General features: G+C 34.7%; 20 protein-coding genes. All 20 read left to right on the top strand.

Going from position 1 to position 20,592, the window contains the following annotated elements:
* Positions 1–83: 83 nt before the first annotated feature.
* Positions 84–1,214, top strand: coding sequence for a 4-hydroxyphenylpyruvate dioxygenase (hppD, locus tag H277_RS0102700; protein ID WP_026357374.1), 1,131 nt, complete (start codon positions 84–86; stop codon positions 1,212–1,214).
* Positions 1,215–1,364: 150 nt separating this feature from the next.
* On the top strand, positions 1,365–2,168 hold the full coding sequence (locus H277_RS0102695; protein ID WP_146810329.1) for a phosphatase PAP2 family protein: 804 nt from the start codon (positions 1,365–1,367) through the stop codon (positions 2,166–2,168).
* Between the two features lie 134 nt (positions 2,169–2,302).
* On the top strand, positions 2,303–3,562 hold the full coding sequence (locus H277_RS0102690) for a dihydrolipoamide acetyltransferase family protein (protein ID WP_019974032.1): 1,260 nt from the start codon (positions 2,303–2,305) through the stop codon (positions 3,560–3,562).
* A gap of 5 nt (positions 3,563–3,567) precedes the next feature.
* Complete coding sequence (locus tag H277_RS0102685) at positions 3,568–5,622, top strand: alpha-ketoacid dehydrogenase subunit alpha/beta (protein WP_019974031.1); 2,055 nt, start codon at positions 3,568–3,570, stop codon at positions 5,620–5,622.
* 116 nt (positions 5,623–5,738) lie between these two features.
* Positions 5,739–7,076, top strand: coding sequence for a phenylacetate--CoA ligase family protein (locus H277_RS0102680; RefSeq protein WP_019974030.1), 1,338 nt, complete (start codon positions 5,739–5,741; stop codon positions 7,074–7,076).
* A gap of 6 nt (positions 7,077–7,082) precedes the next feature.
* Positions 7,083–7,655: a TetR/AcrR family transcriptional regulator gene (locus H277_RS0102675; RefSeq protein ID WP_019974029.1), complete on the top strand. Its 573-nt coding sequence runs from the start codon at positions 7,083–7,085 to the stop codon at positions 7,653–7,655.
* 1 nt (position 7,656) lies between these two features.
* The gene (gene paaE, locus H277_RS0102670; protein ID WP_019974028.1) at positions 7,657–8,739 is read left to right on the top strand and encodes a 1,2-phenylacetyl-CoA epoxidase subunit PaaE; all 1,083 of its coding nucleotides are present in this window, start codon (positions 7,657–7,659) and stop codon (positions 8,737–8,739) included.
* Positions 8,740–8,761: 22 nt separating this feature from the next.
* Positions 8,762–9,727, top strand: a complete 966-nt coding sequence (gene paaA, locus H277_RS0102665) for a 1,2-phenylacetyl-CoA epoxidase subunit PaaA (RefSeq protein WP_019974027.1) — start codon at positions 8,762–8,764, stop codon at positions 9,725–9,727.
* A 4-nt stretch (positions 9,728–9,731) separates the two neighbouring features.
* Positions 9,732–10,019: a 1,2-phenylacetyl-CoA epoxidase subunit PaaB gene (paaB, locus tag H277_RS0102660; RefSeq protein WP_019974026.1), complete on the top strand. Its 288-nt coding sequence runs from the start codon at positions 9,732–9,734 to the stop codon at positions 10,017–10,019.
* 3 nt (positions 10,020–10,022) lie between these two features.
* Complete coding sequence (gene paaC, locus H277_RS0102655) at positions 10,023–10,799, top strand: 1,2-phenylacetyl-CoA epoxidase subunit PaaC (protein ID WP_019974025.1); 777 nt, start codon at positions 10,023–10,025, stop codon at positions 10,797–10,799.
* Positions 10,793–11,281, top strand: a complete 489-nt coding sequence (gene paaD, locus H277_RS0102650) for a 1,2-phenylacetyl-CoA epoxidase subunit PaaD (RefSeq protein ID WP_019974024.1) — start codon at positions 10,793–10,795, stop codon at positions 11,279–11,281. The genes paaC and paaD overlap by 7 nt, the downstream gene beginning before the upstream one ends.
* A gap of 6 nt (positions 11,282–11,287) precedes the next feature.
* Positions 11,288–12,073: an enoyl-CoA hydratase-related protein gene (locus H277_RS0102645; protein WP_019974023.1), complete on the top strand. Its 786-nt coding sequence runs from the start codon at positions 11,288–11,290 to the stop codon at positions 12,071–12,073.
* Positions 12,074–12,076: 3 nt separating this feature from the next.
* Positions 12,077–13,234, top strand: a complete 1,158-nt coding sequence (locus H277_RS0102640) for a 3-hydroxyacyl-CoA dehydrogenase NAD-binding domain-containing protein (protein ID WP_019974022.1) — start codon at positions 12,077–12,079, stop codon at positions 13,232–13,234.
* A 15-nt stretch (positions 13,235–13,249) separates the two neighbouring features.
* A complete protein-coding gene (gene paaI, locus H277_RS0102635) occupies positions 13,250–13,666 on the top strand; it encodes a hydroxyphenylacetyl-CoA thioesterase PaaI (protein WP_019974021.1) in 417 nt (138 codons plus the stop codon).
* 63 nt (positions 13,667–13,729) lie between these two features.
* Positions 13,730–14,935, top strand: coding sequence for a 3-oxoadipyl-CoA thiolase (gene pcaF, locus H277_RS0102630; protein ID WP_019974020.1), 1,206 nt, complete (start codon positions 13,730–13,732; stop codon positions 14,933–14,935).
* A gap of 81 nt (positions 14,936–15,016) precedes the next feature.
* Entirely contained in the window at positions 15,017–15,610 is a 594-nt protein-coding gene (locus H277_RS0102625; RefSeq protein WP_019974019.1) for an acyltransferase, read from the top strand.
* Between the two features lie 43 nt (positions 15,611–15,653).
* Positions 15,654–17,708: a phenylacetic acid degradation bifunctional protein PaaZ gene (paaZ, locus tag H277_RS0102620; RefSeq protein ID WP_026357371.1), complete on the top strand. Its 2,055-nt coding sequence runs from the start codon at positions 15,654–15,656 to the stop codon at positions 17,706–17,708.
* A complete protein-coding gene (locus tag H277_RS0102615; RefSeq protein WP_019974017.1) occupies positions 17,708–18,463 on the top strand; it encodes an enoyl-CoA hydratase/isomerase family protein in 756 nt (251 codons plus the stop codon). Before paaZ ends, H277_RS0102615 begins: the two co-directional genes overlap by 1 nt.
* A 275-nt stretch (positions 18,464–18,738) precedes the next feature.
* Complete coding sequence (locus H277_RS0102610; protein WP_019974016.1) at positions 18,739–19,437, top strand: DUF1826 domain-containing protein; 699 nt, start codon at positions 18,739–18,741, stop codon at positions 19,435–19,437.
* 146 nt (positions 19,438–19,583) lie between these two features.
* Positions 19,584–20,582, top strand: coding sequence for an OmpA family protein (locus H277_RS0102605; RefSeq protein WP_019974015.1), 999 nt, complete (start codon positions 19,584–19,586; stop codon positions 20,580–20,582).
* Positions 20,583–20,592: the final 10 nt, after the last annotated feature.

Here is a 20,592-nt window from a genome sequence, read left to right as displayed (position 1 = left end):
ATGATCAAACTAGATGACAGGGATAAAAAATAAATTTCGAATATCAAATCGAAATAATGATACATAAAAATAAACACAAGAAAATGAGTACACAAACATTTGCAGAGAAAATAGCTTTAGCGCAAGACTTTCTTCCAATTAATGGAACAGATTATATCGAGTTTTATGTAGGAAATGCAAAACAATCTGCACATTATTACAAAACAGCATTCGGTTTTCAAGAAGTTGCCTATGCAGGTCCAGAAACCGGAGTAAGAGATAGAGCATCTTATGTTTTACAACAAGGTAAAATTCGTTTAGTTTTAACATCAGGGTTAAAATCAGATTCACCAATATGTCAGCATGCGATGAAGCATGGAGACGGAGTGAAGATTTTGGCGCTTTGGGTTGATGATGCGTACGATGCTTTTGAGCAAACAACAAAACGTGGTGGAAAACCTTATATGGAGCCAACTACAATTACAGATGAATTTGGAGAAGTAAAAATGTCTGGAATTTATACGTATGGAGAAACAATTCATATGTTTATTGAACGTAAAAATTACAATGGACCTTTTATGCCGGGGTATGTGAAATCAGAATCAGCTTATCAACCTACTGATTGTGGTTTGTTATATGTTGATCATTGTGTAGGAAATGTTGGTTGGAATCGTATGAATGATTGCGTACAATGGTACCAGGATGTGATGGGGTTTGTAAATATTTTGTCCTTTGATGATAAACAAATCAATACAGAATATTCAGCATTAATGTCAAAAGTAATGAGTAATGGAAATGGTTATTCGAAATTTCCAATTAATGAACCTGCAGAAGGAAAGAAAAAATCGCAAGTAGAAGAATACTTAGATTTTTATGAAGGAGAAGGGGTTCAGCATATTGCAGTGGCCACAAAAGATATTGTTAAAACTGTTACTGAGCTTAAATCTCGTGGAGTCGAATTTTTATCTGCACCGCCGGAAGCTTATTATGACATGATTCCGGAGCGTGTAGGAGAAATTGATGAAGATATTAAAAAGCTGCAAAGTCTTGGTATTTTAGTGGATTGTGATGAAGAAGGTTATTTATTGCAAATCTTTACAAAACCTGTTGAAGACAGACCAACATTATTTTACGAAATTATTGAACGTCACGGAGCTCAATCGTTTGGAGCAGGAAACTTCAAAGCTTTATTCGAAGCTTTGGAAAGAGAACAAGAACGTAGAGGGAATTTATAATTTTTTTGAACTTTTCTTAATAAATTGACAATAACTAAATCATATTTAAAGCCGAATAAATAAAGTATTTCTTCGGCTTTTTCTTAATCAAATCTTAAGTTTGGAATAATGAGGTTTCAAATACATTTGTTTAACAAAATGTATAATGAAATGAACCAAACAAAATCGAAAATGACATTAATTAATTGTGTCCTACTTACCATTTTTTCGATGACAGTAAATACACAAGATACAATTCAAAAAGCAGAAGTTGATCCTATTCCACAACAAACATTCAATTCAGAAGATAAAGTTTATCATTTTAATGCAAAAAAACTGATTGTTCCTGCGAGTTTAATTACTTACGGAAGTCTTAGTTTAGCAATTCCTGCTTTAGATAATTTGAATAAATCAACTCAAAACGAACTATTAGAAGACAATACAAAAGGAAATCGATTTGATAATTATACACAATACTTACCTGCAGTTGCAGTTTATGGATTGAATCTAGCTGGTATTCAAGGAAAACATAATTTTAAAGATCGAACAATTATTTTCGCCACTTCACAAATTATCAATACAGGTTTGGTTATGGGATTGAAACATACGGTGAATGAAGAAAGACCGGATGGAACGAATCATCTTTCTTTTCCTTCCGGACATACAGCAAATGCTTTTTCTACAGCACAATTTATGTTTCGTGAATATCAGGATACTAATATCTGGTTGAGTTTGGCAGGATATCCTTTAGCAGCTTTTACAGGTGTTTATCGTGTCATAAATAATCGCCATTGGGTAGGAGATGTAGTTGCAGGAGCAGGAATTGGGATTTTGTCTACAGAGTTAGCTTACTGGTTGTTTCCAACAATTAACAATTGGTTTTCTCCTAAAAATAAAGAATCTAAGGTATCAACTATAATTTTTCCTGCATTTCAAAATAATCAGGCAGGAATTGGTTTAGTGATGAGGTTTTAGAGTATAAATCGATTGAAATTTAAATGTACCATATACACTATAAAAAGGGGAAAGTTTCAATTAAATTTAACTAACATTCATTAGTTTTTATAAAAAATCATTATCTTCAACGCATAAAACTGCAAAAAAATAAAATGAAGAATATAGAACTAACGATCCCGAAACTGGGAGAGAGTGTAGAGTCTGTACAGCTTGTTCGTTTCACAAAGAATATTGGTGATTTCATTCAAGAGGATGAGGTAATAGCCGAAGTTTCTACGGATAAAGTAGATTCTGATGTGCCTTCAACAAAAGCTGGGAAAATTATAGAGTTTAGATTTAATGAAGGAGATGAGATTAAAATAGGGGAAGTTTTTGCAATTATTGAAACTTCAGAAGACCAGAATCAATCATTACAAAAAAACGAAAGAATAGAAGAGAAAACGATTGAAACTATTTCCACTTCGCAAACCATACATTCAAATGATACGAATCAATTTTTATCGCCTTTGGTAAAAAGTATTATTCAGAAAGAGAATCTTCAAACAAATGATGTTTTGCAAATAAAAGGCTCTGGGCGTGATGGAAGAATTTCAAAAAATGATGTTTTGAATTATATTCAAAATAAACCTTTTAAAGCTAATAATTCAAGTGATACTTTAAGTGAAAACAATGTGATTTTAAGTTCTTCTTTTGGTGCTAAAGATGAAATTATTGAGATGGATAAAATGCGTCAGATGATTTCGAAGCACATGAAGAAAAGTAAACAAACTTCACCTCATGTGACAGCTTATGTAGAACCTGATGTGACAAATTTTGTAAAATGGCGCGAAGAAAATAAAGTTGCTTTTGAAGCAAAGTACAAACAGAAATTAACGTTTACACCTTTGATTGTAGACTGTGTTGTTCGTGCAATCAAAGATTTTCCGATGATGAATGTTTCAGTAGACGAAACAGAAACAAAAATTATAAAACACAACGAAATCAATATTGGAATTGCAACAGCTTTACCTAACAATAATTTGATTGTTCCTGTGATCCATCAAGCAAATGAATTGAATTTGGAAGGATTAGCGAAAAATGTTAATTCAATTGTAGACAAAGCTCGTAGAAATAAGCTTTTACCTGACGATGTGAAAGGAGGAACATTTACAATAAGTAATGTTGGAACTTTTGGAAACCTGATGGGAACACCAATTATCAATCAGCCTGAAGTTGCAATTCTTGCGACTGGTGTAATCAAGAAAAAACCGGCTGTTTTAGAGACTGAATTTGGAGATATTATTGTTGCAAGACAATTTATGTATTTATCGCTTTCGTTTGATCATCGCGTGATAGATGGGTCGTTGGGAGGAGTATTCTTGAAACGAATTTCAGATTATATGGAGAATTGGGATGTTAATACACAAATTTAATCAGAATGGAAACTATTATATCAACTACAACTTTACTTAAACAAGCATATAAATTACTGGTTACAGCAAAGGCTTTGACCGAATTATACGAAGAAAACAAAGCGATAACAAACAAATATGTTCACGCAACTTCACGCGGACATGAAGCAATCCAAATAGCGACAGGTTTACAATTATTGCCTCAGGATTATTTGAGTGCTTATTATCGGGATGATGCCATGTTATTATCAATTGGTGTGACGCCTTATGAATTGATGTTACAATTATTAGCGAAACGCGATGATATTTTTTCAGGAGGAAGAACCTATTATTCTCATCCGAGTTTACGTCGTGAAAATATGCCTAAAATTCCACATCAAAGTAGTGCAACAGGAATGCAGGCTATTCCGACAACAGGAATTGCGATGGGAATGCAGTACAAAGAATTAGAGGGATTGTGTCAAGAAGAAATTAAACCAATAGCGGTTTGTTCTTTGGGAGATGCGTCTTGTACAGAAGGAGAAGTGGCAGAAGCTTTTCAGATGGCAGCTTTGAAACAATTGCCAATTTTATATCTGGTTCAAGATAATGAATGGGATATTTCTGCTTCGGCTGATGAAATACGTGCACAGGATATTGCACATTATGCTAAAGGTTTCAATGGTTTAGAGGTATTTCAGGTAGATGGTACAGACTTCTTAGCTTCTTATGAAACAATTCAGCAAGCAATAGAAATTATTAGAACAGAGCGTCGCCCAATTTTAGTGCATGCCAAAGTTCCTTTATTAAACCATCATACATCTGGAGTTCGTAAAGAATGGTACCGTGATGATTTGGAAGAGGCGCAAACAAGAGATCCTTACGATAAATTAAAACTTACATTGTTACATGAAGGATTCAATGAAAATGAGTTGATCGAAATTGAAAATAATATAAAAGAACAAGTTCAGACTGAATATCAAGAAGCGTTAAAAGCTGAAGACCCTCGACCGGAAGATTTGTATACGCATGTTTTTGCTCCAACACCAATTACAGAGGAAAGAGGTAATCGCTCGCCGGAAGGTAAAGAAAAAACGGTAATGGTAGATTCAGCGCTTTTCGCTATTCGCGAACTGATGGCAGAACATCCGGAAGCTTTATTGTATGGGCAAGATGTTGGATTGCGTTTAGGAGGCGTTTTTAGAGAAGCAGCAACTTTAGCCAAACAGTATGGAAAAAACCGTGTATTCAATACACCAATTCAAGAAGCTTTTATCATTGGTTCTACGGTTGGGATGTCAGCTGTTGGTTTAAAGCCTATTGTTGAGGTACAGTTTGCTGATTATATTTGGCCTGGTCTTAACCAGCTTTTTACTGAAGTTGCACGTTCCAATTATTTATCAAATGGTAAATGGCCGGTTTCAATGATTTTGCGTGTGCCAATTGGTGCGTATGGAAGCGGAGGTCCTTATCATTCGAGTTCGGTAGAAAGTGTTTTAACTAATATCAAAGGTATTAAAATTGCTTATCCATCTACAGGAGCAGATTTGAAAGGGTTGATGAAAGCGGCTTATTATGATCCCAATCCAGTGGTCATGTTAGAACACAAAGGGTTGTATTGGAGTAAAATAAAAGGAACAGAAGAAGCGGCAACAGTAGAGCCGGATGAAGATTATGTATTACCTTTTGGGAAAGCACGTGAAGTTTTAATGACTGAATCCTCTCAAAGTCATAATACTGTAACGATAATTACCTATGGCATGGGTGTTTATTGGGCCAAACAAGCAGCAAAAGACTTTCCGAATCAAGTCGAAATTATTGATTTGAGAACATTGGTGCCATTAGATGAAGAAACTATTTTTAATAGTGTAAAAAAACACAATCGATGTATTGTATTGACTGAAGAAGCAAAGCAAAACTCTTTTGCACAAAGTGTTGCAGGTTTAATTAATGAAGAGTGTTTTGAATTTTTAGATGCTCCGGTTCGTGTATTGGGTGCACAAGATATGCCGGCAATACCATTAAATTCAATTTTAGAAACAGAAATGTTACCTAATCCAAAAAAGTTAAGCACTTTGATTAATAGTATTTTAAGTTATTAAATGTTATGTTGTTATAAACAATTGTACTTTTTACACTAAAAAAACTAACAAACGTTAGTTTTTTTAGTTTTTTTGATTAAATTTGTTAGTATCAAAAATCAAAATCTGCAAAAATTATGATATTTAATCCTGATATAGAACAAATGCCAATTGAAAAATTGCGTGTTCTTCAGAATGAGAGACTTCAAAAGATGTTAAAAAAAGTGTACGAAAAAGTACCTTTTTATAAAGAAGCTTTTGATAAAGCTGGTGTAAAACTAGAAGATATTAAAGGTGTTGAAGATTTACACAAACTACCCTTTACGAAGAAAAACCATTTAAGAGAAAATTATCCTTTTGGATTATTTGCTGAACCTAAGACGAATGTTATACGATTACATTGTTCAAGCGGAACAACAGGAAAACCAACTGTAGTAGGGTACACGAATAATGATATCGAGTTGTTCTCGGAAGTGGTTGCCAGGTCTTTAGCCGCATCAGGATGTAAGCCGGGAATGACATTACAAAATGCCTATGGCTATGGTTTATTTACGGGAGGTTTGGGACTGCATTATGGTGCTGAAAAATTAGGGATGACTGTGGTTCCTATTTCCGGAGGTAATACAGAAAAACAGATTATGTTACTAAAAGATTTTCAGGCCGATGCAATTTGTGCAACGCCTTCGTATGCTTTGACAGTTGCTGAAGAAATTAAAAAAAGAGGCGAATCCTTAGAAAATTTTAATCTGAAGTTTGCTATTTTAGGTTCTGAACCATGGTCAGAAGCCCTTCGTCAAGAAGTAGAAGGTAGTTTACATATCAAAGCATCTAACATTTACGGGTTAAGTGAGATTATAGGTCCTGGAGTCTCAAATGAAGATTATGAAGAACAAGGAACGGGTTCTTATATTTGGGAAGATCATTTTTTTCCTGAAATCGTTGATGAGAAAACAGGTGAACCTGTTCCATATGGTCAACCGGGAGTGTTGGTGATTACAACTCTTACAAAAGAAGCACTACCTTTGGTACGTTATTGGACAGGGGATATTACAACATTGACATATGAACATTCTAAGAAAAGAACCCATATTAAAATGGGACCAATTATTGGTCGCGCAGATGATATGATGATAATTCGTGGAGTTAATTTCTTTCACACTCAAATCGCTGATTTTATTCCTGATTTTCCACAATTATCTCCAAATTATCAAGTGGTTTTAACGAAACCAAAAAATATGGATGTTGTAGAAGTTGGATTTGAAGTAAATCCTGACTATTTTGCAACAAATGGTTTAGCTTGCGAAAATTTGAACGAAGAATCTAATGCTGAATGTTACAAATTAATCTCGAATATTCATAAAAAAATAAGAGATAATATCGGATTAGGAATGAATGTCAAATTATTTCAAGCGAATGAACTTCCAAAAAGTGAAGGAGGAAAATTAAACCGCATTATCGATAATAGACATTTATAAATACATATGCCTAAACAAAGTAAAAGAGAACTGATTATTCAAGAAGCTGCATTAATCTTCAAACAAAAAGGTTATTCAGCAACATCGATGCGAGAATTAGCAGAGAAAGTAGGGATGGAAGCGGCAAGTTTGTACAATCACATCCGTTCGAAAGATGAAATCTTGGAAGAAATTTGTTTTAAAGTTGCCAATCAATATGTGTCGCACATTAGTTCGATTGAAGATACAAGCGAATCAAATGTTCAAAAGCTAAGAGATCTCATTCAACTTCATGTTAGAATGATTATTGACGAACCAAATGAAGTTTCTGTTGCGAATAACGATTGGAAAAATTTATCGGAAACCAAAAAAGAATTGTACAAAACAATACGAAAAGGTTATGAAAAACGAATCGCAAATTTAATCAAAGCAGGAATTGCATCAGGAGAATTTAAAAATCTTAATGTATCAGTCGCTCTATTTACTTTATTATCATCATTGCGTTGGATAGAGTTATGGTACAAACCAGGGCGGGACATCACGCCAGAACAATTAGAAAACGATTTGATGACATTATTAATTAACGGATTTCAAAAATAATATGGCAATAAATTTTCATAAACTACGCGTTAAAAAAGTAAAAAAGGAAACACCAACTTGTGTTTCGGTTACTTTTGAAGTGCCGGAAGATTTAAATCAAGAATTTAAATATAAACATGGGCAATATTTAACGTTCAAGAATCTTTATAATAATGAAGAAATCAGACGTTCATATTCAATTTGCTCTAGTCCATTGGACAATGAATTGAGAGTTGCTGTAAAGAAAATTGAAGATGGTATTTTTTCAACTTTTATGAACGAGCACGTCAAAGTTGGCGATGTTCTTGATGTGATGATACCACAAGGAAATTTCTTTACAGAATTACACGAGGATAATAAAAAATTATATGTCGGAATTGTTGCAGGATCTGGAATTACACCAGTACTTTCAATCATCAAAACAGTTCTAAGAACAGAACCTAATAGCCAATTTGTGCTATTGTACGGAAACAGAAACAAAGGGTCTATCATTTTTAAAGAAGAAATTGAAGCATTAAAAAATAAATACATGGAACGCATGAGCGTTTACAATATTTTAAGCCGTGAAACGGCTGATGCGGAAATTCTGAGTGGGCGAATTGATAAAGAAAAGATAGAATATTTCTTACAACATATTATCAATCCCAAAGATGTAAGCGAAGTCTTCCTTTGTGGTCCTGAAGAAATGATTTTAAGTGGGCGCGATGCATTTGTAGAAGCTGGTGTAGATGCTAAACATTTGCATTTTGAATTATTTTATAGTGCCTCTGCGGAAGCTAAAAAGATTGAGCGTCAAAAAGCGGTAAAACAGTCAGACGATACCATGAGTAAAGTAACCATCAAATTAGATGCGACAGCTTTACAAATAGATTTGGGGTACAATGGCGATACAATCTTAGATGCGGCTTTACAAAATGGTGCCGATTTACCTTACGCTTGTAAAGGAGGTGTTTGTGCCACTTGTAAATGTAAAGTAGAGAAGGGTGAGGTAGAAATGGACATCAACTACTCACTTGAGCCAGATGAATTAGAAAGAGGTTTTGTATTAGCTTGTCAAGCTCATCCTCGTTCTGCTGAAGTCGTGGTAGATTTTGATGCCAAATAATCAACTTTAAAAACATTTAAAAATGAGTGCAAAAGAAATTGATTTTCAAGAAATCTTTGACAATAAGATTGAAAATGAAGTTCGTATCGAACCAAAAGATTGGATGCCAGATGCATACCGCAAAACATTAATTAGACAAATCTCTCAACATGCTCATTCAGAAATTGTTGGAATGTTACCGGAAGCAAACTGGATTACGAGAGCTCCTTCGTTAAACAGAAAGAAAATTTTGTTAGCGAAAGTACAAGATGAGGCTGGACATGGGCTATATTTATATTGTGCAGCAGAAACACTTGGCACAACCCGTATTCAAACATTAAATGATTTACATTCAGGTAAAGCGAAATATTCGTCAATTTTCAATTATCCAACACTTACGTGGGCAGATATAGGAATGATTGGTTGGCTGGTTGACGGAGCAGCAATTCTAAACCAAGTCCCGTTATGTAGAACTTCTTACGGTCCCTATGCTCGTGCAATGGTGCGAGTATGTAAGGAAGAATCTTTCCATCAAAGACAAGGTTACGAAGCATTAGTTGTGTTATCAAAAGGAACACTGGAACAAAAAGCAATGTTGCAAGATGCAATGAATCGTTGGTGGTGGCCTACATTAATGATGTTTGGACCAAAAGATGAAGAATCTTCTAATTCAGAATTGTCAATGAAATGGAGAATTAAACGTTTCTCGAATGATGAATTACGTCAACGTTTTGTCGATATTTCTGTTCCACAGGCAGAATATTTGGGGTTAACGATTCCAGATCCGGATCTTAGATTTAATGAAGAAACCGGGCATTACGAGTTCGGAGAAATCGATTGGGAAGAATTTTGGAATGTGGTAAAAGGGAATGGAAAGTGTAACAAACAACGTTTAGATGCACGCCGAAATGCTCATAATGAAGGAGCTTGGGTGCGTGATGCCGCTACTGCTTACCACGAAAAAAGAAAACAAAGAGAATTAGAACAAGAACAACGCAAAAACGCATAAAAAGATGGAAAATAGAGATTGGCCTTTATGGGAAGTATTTATTAGAAGTAAACAAGGATTAGATCACAAACACGTAGGTAGTTTACACGCAGCAGACGCAACAATGGCGTTAGAAAATGCACGAGATGTTTACACACGTCGTTTGGAAGGTGTAAGTATTTGGGTTGTCGAATCGGTTAATATCCATGCATCGAATCCTGATGAAGCAGAACAATTTTTCGATCCGGCTGAGGATAAAGTTTACCGTCACCCAACTTTTTATGATGTTCCGGAAGAAATCAAAAACATGTAATTTATGACAAGTACAGTTTATCAAAACAATCAAAATTACATTGATTTTATTTTACATTTAGCAGATACGAATCTTATTTTGGCTCAGCGGCTTTGCGAATGGTGTGGTCACGGACCTATTTTGGAACAAGATATTGCAATGTCTAATATGGCATTGGATTTATTAGGACAAACATCAAACTATTACAATTATGCAGCAGAAATGATTGGGAATGGAGCTACAGAAGATACATTAGCGATGTTACGTGAAGAACGTGATTATAAAAACTTATTGTTAGTCGAATTACCAAACGGACATTTCGGAAACACAGTTGCACGTCAATTTTTTTATGATAGCTACCATGTGTTGTTATTAGAGCAATTCTTGAAAGTAAAAGATCTTAAATTACAATCTATCGCTGAGAAATCGTTGAAAGAAGTGAAGTATCATTTAAAATGGTCATCGGAATGGATGATTCGTTTGGGAGATGGAACACAAGAATCTCACGATAAAATTCAACAAGCTGTTAATGATATTTTACCTTATGTAAAAGAAGCATTCATTTTATCTGATTATCAAAAAGCTTTAATAAAAGAAGGATTGATTGATAATCCGGAAGATTTTAAAGCTGTTTGGTTAGCAAAAGTAAATGAAATTTTAACTGAAGCGACAATTGTTGCCGATGTAGAAAATGCGTTTGTTCAAAAAGGAGGTAAAGAAGGTGTTCATACTGAACATTTAGGATTTATCTTAACAGATTTGCAATATTTACAACGAACTTATCCAAATTCGCAATGGTAACAGAAAAAGAAATTTGGCAATGGTTGGAGGAAGTTCCAGATCCTGAAATACCGGTTATCAGTGTTTTAGATTTGGGAGTAGTGCGTAAAGTAGAAATTACAAAAGATGGAAAAGTCAATGTAACAATTACGCCAACATACTCAGGATGTCCTGCAATGAGTGCAATTTCTATTTCTATCCGATTAAAGTTAATCGAAAAAGGATTAAAAAATATCAATGTCATCAATCAGTTAAGTCCATCTTGGACGACTGATTGGATGACAGAAGAAGGAAAACAAAAAATGAAAGCGTATGGAATTGCGCCGCCAACAAAAAATCCTTCGAGCGATGAGCTCTTTTCTGATGAGCAAAATATCGAATGTCCGCAATGTGGATCCCACGATACGCGTCTTATCAGCCAATTTGGTTCTACGGCCTGCAAAGCTATGTATCAATGTAATAGTTGTCACGAACCATTTGATTATTTCAAATGTCATCACTAAAAAATTATGGAAAATTCAACATCAATCCTATACACACAAGAGGGAGGAATTGCTACGATTACGTTGAATCGTCCTTCTGTATTTAACAGTTTTAATCAAGAAATGATTAAAACTCTTCAACATCATTTAGATGTAGCAGCACAAGACGTTTCTGTTCGTGCAGTTGTTTTAACAGCTACAGGAAAAGCATTTTGTGCTGGCCAAGATTTAGGCGAAGTATTAGAAGAAAAAGAAATCGATTTCAATAAAATCGTAACAGAAAATTACAATCCATTGGTTCTAAAAATTAGAAACATGGACAAGCCGGTTGTTGCTGCTGTAAATGGTGTTGCAGCCGGTGCAGGAGCAAATTTAGCTTTAGCATGTGATATTGTTGTCGCAAAAGAATCTGCAAATTTTATTCAAGCTTTTTCTAAAATTGGTTTAATCCCGGATTGTGGTGGAACTTATTTTTTACCTCGTTTAATTGGACTTCAAAAGGCAACTGCTTTAATGATGCTTGCTGATAAAGTTTCTGCTACTCAAGCAAAAGAAATCGGAATGATTTACGATTATTTTGCAGACGATGCATTTGAATCTGAAGTTGCTAAACTAGCAAATAAACTAGCAAGTTTACCAACGAAAGGTTTGGCTTATACAAAGAAGTTATTAAATCAAACGTTTCAAAATTCAATGGAAGATCAATTAAAACAAGAAGGATTCTTTCAAGATAAAGCAGGTAATACAGCCGATTATAAAGAAGGTGTAGATGCTTTTTTAGAGAAAAGAAATCCAATCTTTAAAGGGGAGTAAGAGATGAAAAAAATAGGAATTATTGGTGGTGGAGCAATGGGATCTGGTATTGCGCAAGTTTTTGCTCAAACCGGAAACACTGTTGTTTTATATGACACAAATCAAGAGGCATTAGACCGCTCAAAACAAAATTTAGCAAAGACTTTTGAAAAATTAGTTGCGAAAGAAAAATATACTGCTGAAAAAGCACAAGAAATTCAAAATTCAATCGAGTATGTAGGAAGTTTAGAAGCTTTTGCAGATATCGATTTGATGATTGAAGCTATTATCGAAAATTTAGAAATTAAAAAATCTGTTTTCAAACAAGTAGAAGAAATCGTTTCTGAAACATGTATCTTAGCTTCAAACACTTCTTCATTATCAATCGCTTCAATTGCCTCGGCTTGTTCAAAACCCGAACGAGTAATTGGAATTCATTTCTTCAATCCTGCACCATTAATGGCTTTGGTAGAAGTTATTCCTGCTGTACAAACGCGTGATGGTTTAGCTGAAGAAATAAGAACATTGATCCAATCGGTTGGTAAATTACCGGTTATTACAAAAGATACACCCGGATTTATTGTAAATCGAGTAGCACGTCCATTTTATGGTGAAGCAATCCGTATTTTGGAAGAGGGTATGGCTAATGTTGAAACAATTGATTTTGCAATGACTTCTTTGGGTGGATTTCGAATGGGACCTTTCGAGTTGATGGATTTTATCGGACATGATGTCAATTATCGTGTGACAGAATCAGTTTTTGAATCATTTTTTTATGATCCAAAATTTAAACCTTCATTCTCTCAAAAACGTTTATTCGAAGCAGGATTCTACGGAAGAAAATCCGGCCGTGGATTTTACAATTATGCAGAAGGAGCTGAGAGAAAATCGCCGTCGCAAAACCAAGTTTTATTAGAGAAAATCTACAAACGTATTTTAGTTATGTTGATTAATGAAGCTGCAGACGCTTTATTCCTGAATATTGCTAATCGCGAAGATTTGGATACAGCGATGACGAAAGGTGTAAATTATCCTAAAGGATTATTGAAATGGGCAGATGAATATGGAATCGAGAATGTGAAGAATGATTTGGATGAATTGTATCATTATTATCACGAAGATCGTTACCGTTTGAGTCCAATTATCCGTAACATGATCAAAGAAAATAAAACATTTTACTAACATTTATCAAAGAAGATGGAACCACAAAAGTTATTGAATAGAATGCTTGACCACGATAAATTTAGTGAATGGTTAGGTTTAGAAGTAATTGAAGCGAAAGAAGGTTATGCAAAATTACAAGCAAGAATTCGTTCGGAAATGATGAATGGAGTAGGTTCTGTTCATGGTGGTGTGACGTTTGCAATGGCAGATTCTGCATTCGCTTTTTCATGTAATATGTACAATAATATTTCGGTTGCTTTGGATGTTCATATTTCGTTTACGAAAGCTGGGAGAGATGGAGATATTTTTACAATTGAATCTCGAGAGATTTCTTCAACCAAAAGAACGGGTATTTACGATATTAAAGTAACGAATCAAAATAATGAGTTAATTGCTTTATTTAAAGGAACTTGTTTTAGAACAGGTAAACCTTTAATTCAAGAAGATTAATGATTTACGGTTTTCGCTTAACGTGTTGTTTAGCTTTAACCGCTAACCTTTAAATGATAAAAAATGAACCAAACATATATTATAGATGGAGTTAGAACTCCAATTGGTAAATTAAAAGGTGGATTATCTGCTGTTCGTCCGGATGATATGGGCGCAATGGTAATTGCCGAATTATTAAAAAGAAATCCATCAATTGATCCCGCTGCATTTTACGATGTGATTTTAGGAAATGCAAACCAAGCAGGAGAAGATAACCGTAACATTGCTCGTATGTCGGCTTTATTATCAGGTTTGCCTTATACAGTTCCGGGAGAAACGGTTAACCGTTTATGTGCTTCGGGATTATCGGCAGCAATTTCTGCTTCAAGAGCAATTCAAGTTGGTGATGCACAACTAATGATTTCTGGTGGAGTAGAATCGATGACACGTGCGCCTTTAGTGGTTTCTAAATCAGCTTCTCCATTTGGAGGAGATGCACAAATTTATGATTCTACTTTTGGATGGCGTTTCATTAATCCTAAAATGAAAGAAATGTGGGGTGTTGATGGAATGGGAAATACAGCGGAAAACTTAGCCGAACGTGATAATATTTCTCGTGAAGATCAAGATAAATTCGCTGTTTGGTCACAACAAAAAACGGCAGAAGCTCAAGCAAATGGCCGTTTAGCAAAAGAAATTATGCCGGTTCTAATTCCTCAACGTAAAGGGGAGTCGGTTATTTTTAATACAGATGAATTTCCAAAGAATAATACAACAATGGAAATTCTTTCTAAATTACGTCCTGCTTTTAAAGCAGATGGAACAGTAACTGCGGGTAATGCTTCCGGTTTAAACGATGGTGCAGCCGCAAATATTTTAGCTTCTGAACAAGCAATCAAAGATTTTGGTTTGACGCCAATGGCGCGTATTGTAAGTTCAGGTGTGGCTGGTGTTGAACCTCGCATCATGGGAATCGGACCTGTTAATGCTTCTAAAATAGCGCTAAAAAATGCCGGATTAACAATTGATGATATTGACATTATCGAATTAAATGAAGCGTTTGCTGCACAATCTTTGGCATGTACACGTGAGTTTGGATTATCTGATAATGATTCTCGTATCAACCCAAATGGAGGGGCTATTGCTTTAGGACATCCGCTTGGAATGTCAGGAGCTCGTATCTTAAATTCTGCTGCTTATGAATTGCAGGCAACAAGTAAACGTTATGCATTAGTGACAATGTGTATTGGATTGGGGCAAGGTTTTGCAGTGGTGATTGAAAGAGCATAAAATAGTTATTAGAAATTCGAAGTTAGCTTTTCAACTAATACTAACTTCAAATTTCGTTAAACGAAAAACTATATTAGAATAATGATTTACGAATTCAAAGGATATAAACCGGTTGTTCACCCAACAGCTTTTATTCATCCACAAGCTGTGGTTACGGGAAATGTAATTATTGGGAAAGATGTTTACATTGGTCCTGGTTGTGCATTACGTGGAGATTGGGGACAAATTATTATTGAAGATAATTGCAATGTGCAAGAAAATTGTACCATTCATATGTTTCCGGGAACAACGGTTCGGTTAAAAGAAAAAGCTCATATTGGTCACGGTGCAATTATTCATGGTGCAACCATTGGAAAAAATTGCATGGTAGGTATGAACGCAGTGGTAATGGATCATGTCATTGTTGAAGATGAGTGTATTATTGGTGCTTTAACTTTTATAAAAGCAGATACACATATTCCGACAAGAAGTGTAGTGGTAGGAAACCCGGCAAAAATTGTAAAACAGGTTTCGGATCAAATGATTGAATGGAAAGATCAAGGAACGCAACAATATATGCAGTTGCCAAAGGATTGTCATGAAAGTTTAAAACCTTGTGAACCATTGACAGAAGTTCCTGATTATTACTATGATTCGATGGCTTCGAATTATAAAACATGGAACGAGACAAAGTAAGATTTTACTTCAAATCATTAATCAAATCAAACAAAATATAAAAATGGCTAATCAATTAGAAAATTATGCTTTAGGACAATGGACAAAAGGTTCGTCTGAAGGGCAAATGTTATATAATGCAATTACAGGAGATGAGATTGCTACGGCGTCATCGGCTGGATTAGATTTCGGAGCGATGATGGATTATGCACGTAAGGTAGGCGCTCCTAAATTACGTAAAATGACTTTCCAGGAAAGAGGTTTAATGCTGAAAAAATTAGCATTATACCTAATGGAAAGAAAAGAAGAATTCTACACTGTTTCTTGGGCAACCGGAGCAACTCGTGCAGACAGTTGGGTTGATATAGAAGGAGGAATTGGAAATTTATTTGCAAATGCTTCTTTACGTCGTCAATTTGGGGATCAACCTTTTTATGTAGAAGGAGAAACACATAAATTATCAAAGAATGGGACTTTTGTGGGAACTCATATTTTAACGCCTAAACGAGGGGTTGCCATTCATATCAATGCATTCAATTTCCCGGTTTGGGGAATGCTAGAAAAAATTGCAGTTAACTTTTTAGCAGGGGTTCCTGCAATTGTTAAACCTGCAACAATCACCTCTTTCTTAACAGAAACGGTTGTTCGTGCCATTATTGAATCAAATATTTTACCAGAAGGAGCTTTACAATTAATCACAGGTTCGGCAAATGGAATTTTAGACTTCGTAGAATCAGAAGATGTGGTTACGTTTACAGGTTCAGCTTCAACAGGACAAATGTTAAAAGCACATCCAAGAATTACGTCAGAAGGAGTTCCTTTTAACTTGGAAGCAGATTCTCTAAATGCTTGTGTATTGGGAGAAGATGTAAAACCGGGTTCTCCTGAATTTGATATTTTCATCAAAGAAGTTACACGGGAGATGACGACGAAAGCCGGACAAAAATGTACAGCAGTTCGCCGCGCATTGGTTCCGACACATTTAGTAGAAGATGTTCAAATAGCCTTAGGTAAACGTTTGGCGACTACTACTATTGGCGATCCAAATGTAGAGGGAGTTCGCATGGGAGCTTTAGCCGGTGCTGCACAAGTGAAAGAAGTTCGTGAGAAAGTAGAAGAATTAGCAAAATCACAAGAAATTGTTTTTGGTAATTTAGATAACTTTGAAGTGAAAGGAGCAGACAAAAGCAAAGGATCTTTTATCTCTCCAATCTTATTCTTAAACAATGATCCATTCAACAAAACAGATGTTCATAATATTGAAGCTTTCGGACCGGTTTCTACAATTATTCCTTACAACGGAATTGAAGAAGCGATAGAATTGGTTCGTATGGGGAAAGGGTCATTAGTTTGTTCTATTGTGACTGCTGATAATGATATCGCTACTGAATTTGTTTTAAATGCAGGTTCTTTACATGGACGTATTGTGATTTTAGATGCTGAATGTATCAAAGAATCTACCGGACACGGTTCACCACTTCCATTGTTAGTTCATGGAGGACCGGGACGTGCAGGAGGTGGAGAAGAAATGGGAGGAAAACGAGGAGTTCTACATTATATGCAACGTACTGCAATTCAAGGATCACCGAACAAATTGACAGCTGTCACACAACAATATCAGTACGGTGCAGATTATATCGAAGAAGATAAACATCCTTTCGCAAAATATTTTGAAGAAGTAGAAGTTGGCGATACATTAATCACAGCCAAACATACGATTCAACAATCAGATATCAATGCATTTGCAGCGTTATCAGGTGATAACTTTTATGCTCATGTTGATGCAACATCATTAGAAGGTACTATATTTGAACAAAATGTTGCCCACGGATATTATATTTTATCGAAAGCGGCTGGTTTATTCGTTTTAGCGAAAAAAGGACCGGTTTTATTAAATTATGGTTTAGATGAGTGTCGTTTCGTAAAACCGGTTTACCCAGGTTCTACCATTGGCGTTCGCTTCACTTGTAAAGAGAAAATTTCGCAAGAGAAAAAAGATGAAAATGATGTGGCAAAAGGAATTGTTCGCTGGTTAGTAGACGTTTATGATGAAACAGGAGAAACGGTGGCAATTGCAACAATTTTAACAATGGTTAAAAAAATAAATCAAGAAGATTAATGGAAGCATACGTAAAATCAGAAATACAAAACGGAATTGGTACAATTGAATTCTTTCACCCGCAAAGTAATTCGATGCCAGGAAGTCAGTTAAGAAATTTAGCAGCTGAAATTGAAAAATTAGGAAACGATACAGAAGTAAAAGTAATTGTTCTGAAAAGTGCCGGAGACAGAACTTTCTGTGCCGGAGCTTCTTTTGATGAATTAATTTCAATCAAAGATCGCGAAACTGGTTTAGAATTCTTTTCAGGATTTGCACATGTCATCAATGCAATTCGTAAAGCACCAAAATTTGTTTTAGCACGTATTCAGGGGAAAGCTGTTGGAGGTGGAGTAGGTATTGCTTCGGCTGCCGATTATACATTTGCAACAGAGTTTGCTTCGGTTAAATTATCAGAATTAGCAGTAGGTATCGGACCATTTGTTGTTGGACCAGCTGTAGAACGTAAAGTAGGAAATTCAGCTTTTACGCAAATGGCAATTAATGCAACAGAATTTCAATCAGCTGAATGGGCAAAAGAGAAAGGATTATATGCAGAAGTTTATGCAAGTGCTGCTGAAATGGATGAAGGAATTCAGATTTTAGCTAAAAGATTAGCTAATTCTAATCCGGATGCGATGAGACACCTAAAGCGTGTTTCGTGGGAAGGAACAGAAAATTGGAATAAATTATTGATTGAACGTGCTAAGATTTCAGGTGAATTAGTGCTTTCTGAATTTACGATTAATGCGATTAATCAATTCAAATCGAAATAATACCTTTAAAAAATTAAACAAAAAAAGTATTTTATACTACCCCAAAAAATTGTGATTCATTTTTTGGGGTATTTTTATGGAAAGCAAAGTAAATGTGATGTACTATTTAAACTAAATCATTTAAAACGATCCTATTGATTGAAAATAATTTTTAATCTATTTCTGTTTTATGAATTCTTTTATTTAAAATAAGGATAAGAAAATAGGATACCATAAATCACATAAATTATTTATTTTTAGAGCATCCTATTATAATTAAAAAACTTCTTCAAAATATGGACAATAGATTTTCTAAGCATCAACAAGTTAGAACCGTTTCAACTTTTTCTGAGCTTGTTAAAACTAATTTCTATGGGAAAGTGAATGCGATTTGCTGGCAAAGAGAGTTGGAAGGAAATTTTGAAGAAATTGTTTCACAACTTCAGCTAAAAGAAAATATCACAGAAATTACAATTGATGATCTTAAGGCTTTAAATTTATCAGAAGAAGGAAATAATGCGAGGGAAATTATTCTAAATGATATGAAGAATTTAATAGATTTTGGAGCATTACCTTCGTTAAATTTATTAAAGTCATACGAACGTGATAATGAGTTTGATTTTATCTCTACTGATGTTTATTCTTTTCATATAGATCGTTCACCAATAGGCACAGATACTTATTTATGTACCTATTATGGAGCTTCGAGTGATATTATTCCAAATGATAAAGTTGAACAAAAAATCTTGGTTCCGGCAATTAGAGAAAAACTGAGAGAGCTTCACGACGGAGCAGAAGATGAATTTGAAACTTTTCTTCAAGAAAACTATTTTGATTTACATTATCAACCAAAACCAAATGCAAAATCCATTAATTTGGGTGTAGGAAATCTTTGGCGATTGGCTGTAGATCATCCGGAACAGCAAGTCTTACCTTGTGTACACAGAGCCCCCAAAGAAAATGATAATGAATATCGATTACTTTTGATTTGTTAAAATTTATATTTACTAAATATCATTTAAATGATTATATAAGATGTTTAATCAATAAAGATATAGTGGAATAATTATCAATCAATTATAATTGTTTTATCTAGTTTTTTATTCGATCTTTAAAGTAGATTTTCTAAAATTAATTTTCAATGAAAAAAATTACACTTTTATTCATTACAGGACTTGTAATGTTTGCATGTAAACAACCAATGAATGAAAATAAAGATTCAGTTGGAGCAACAGAAGCCAATTCCAGTAACGATTCGGTGAAAAGTAGCTCTACAATTGATTTTAACATCGAAAATGTTCCTTATTCTGAAGCAGATCTAGGAGACTTTCCATATTTTACTTTACCAAAAGGACTGAAACCATTAAATAAACCTTTGCAAAAAAATTTCGATGTGTGTTTTTTTCCTGTTAATGGGAAAATGACCCCTTTTGAAGGAAAGTTGTATAAAATAAATGTAACAGCAGAAGAAGGAGAGCAATTCTCGAAACGTTATTTTGAGAAAAGTTTGGAAGATTACCTGAACTCTATAGGGGCTGTAAAAGTGTTTGATGGATCAATAGATAGAGAAGAGTATGAACGTTACAGTAAGCAGGACCCGAATAAAGGAGATGAAGGCGATATGGGATATGCCGATGAAAATATTAATTTTTATGTTATCCGAAGTAAAGAAGAAGGTACCATTTATGTGCAGTTTTCAGCTGGAAATGCAGGAGGAAAGCTAAATATATTGCAAGAAAAAGCGATGGAACAAACGATTAAAAAAGTAACTGCAGATGACATTGTAAAAGATCTTTCGGAAAAAGGAAAGTCTATTGTATACATCAATTTTGATGTTGATCAATCGACTATAAAACCGGAAGGAAATGAGGTCATTAAACAAATTTCGGAAGCGTTAAAGAAAGATACAGGTTTAAAAATTTCCATTGAAGGTCACACTGATAATTCGGGAGAGGCTCTCCATAACAAGAAACTTTCTTCAGAACGAGCAAATGCTGTTATGATTACGTTGATTAATCAAAATATAGATAAAACTCGTTTAGAAGCTAAAGGATATGGTGCAGATCGACCATTGGTAGCAAATGATTCGGAAGAAAACAAAGCCAAAAACCGCCGGGTTGAATTAGTAAAAACCAATTAGTATACAAAAC

Origin of the sequence: Empedobacter brevis NBRC 14943 = ATCC 43319, from assembly GCF_000382425.1 — a bacterium.
In the GTDB taxonomy this organism is placed as follows: domain Bacteria; phylum Bacteroidota; class Bacteroidia; order Flavobacteriales; family Weeksellaceae; genus Empedobacter; species Empedobacter brevis.
Note: the sequence above shows the minus strand (reverse complement) of the source record. Positions and strands in the feature narration are given on the sequence as shown.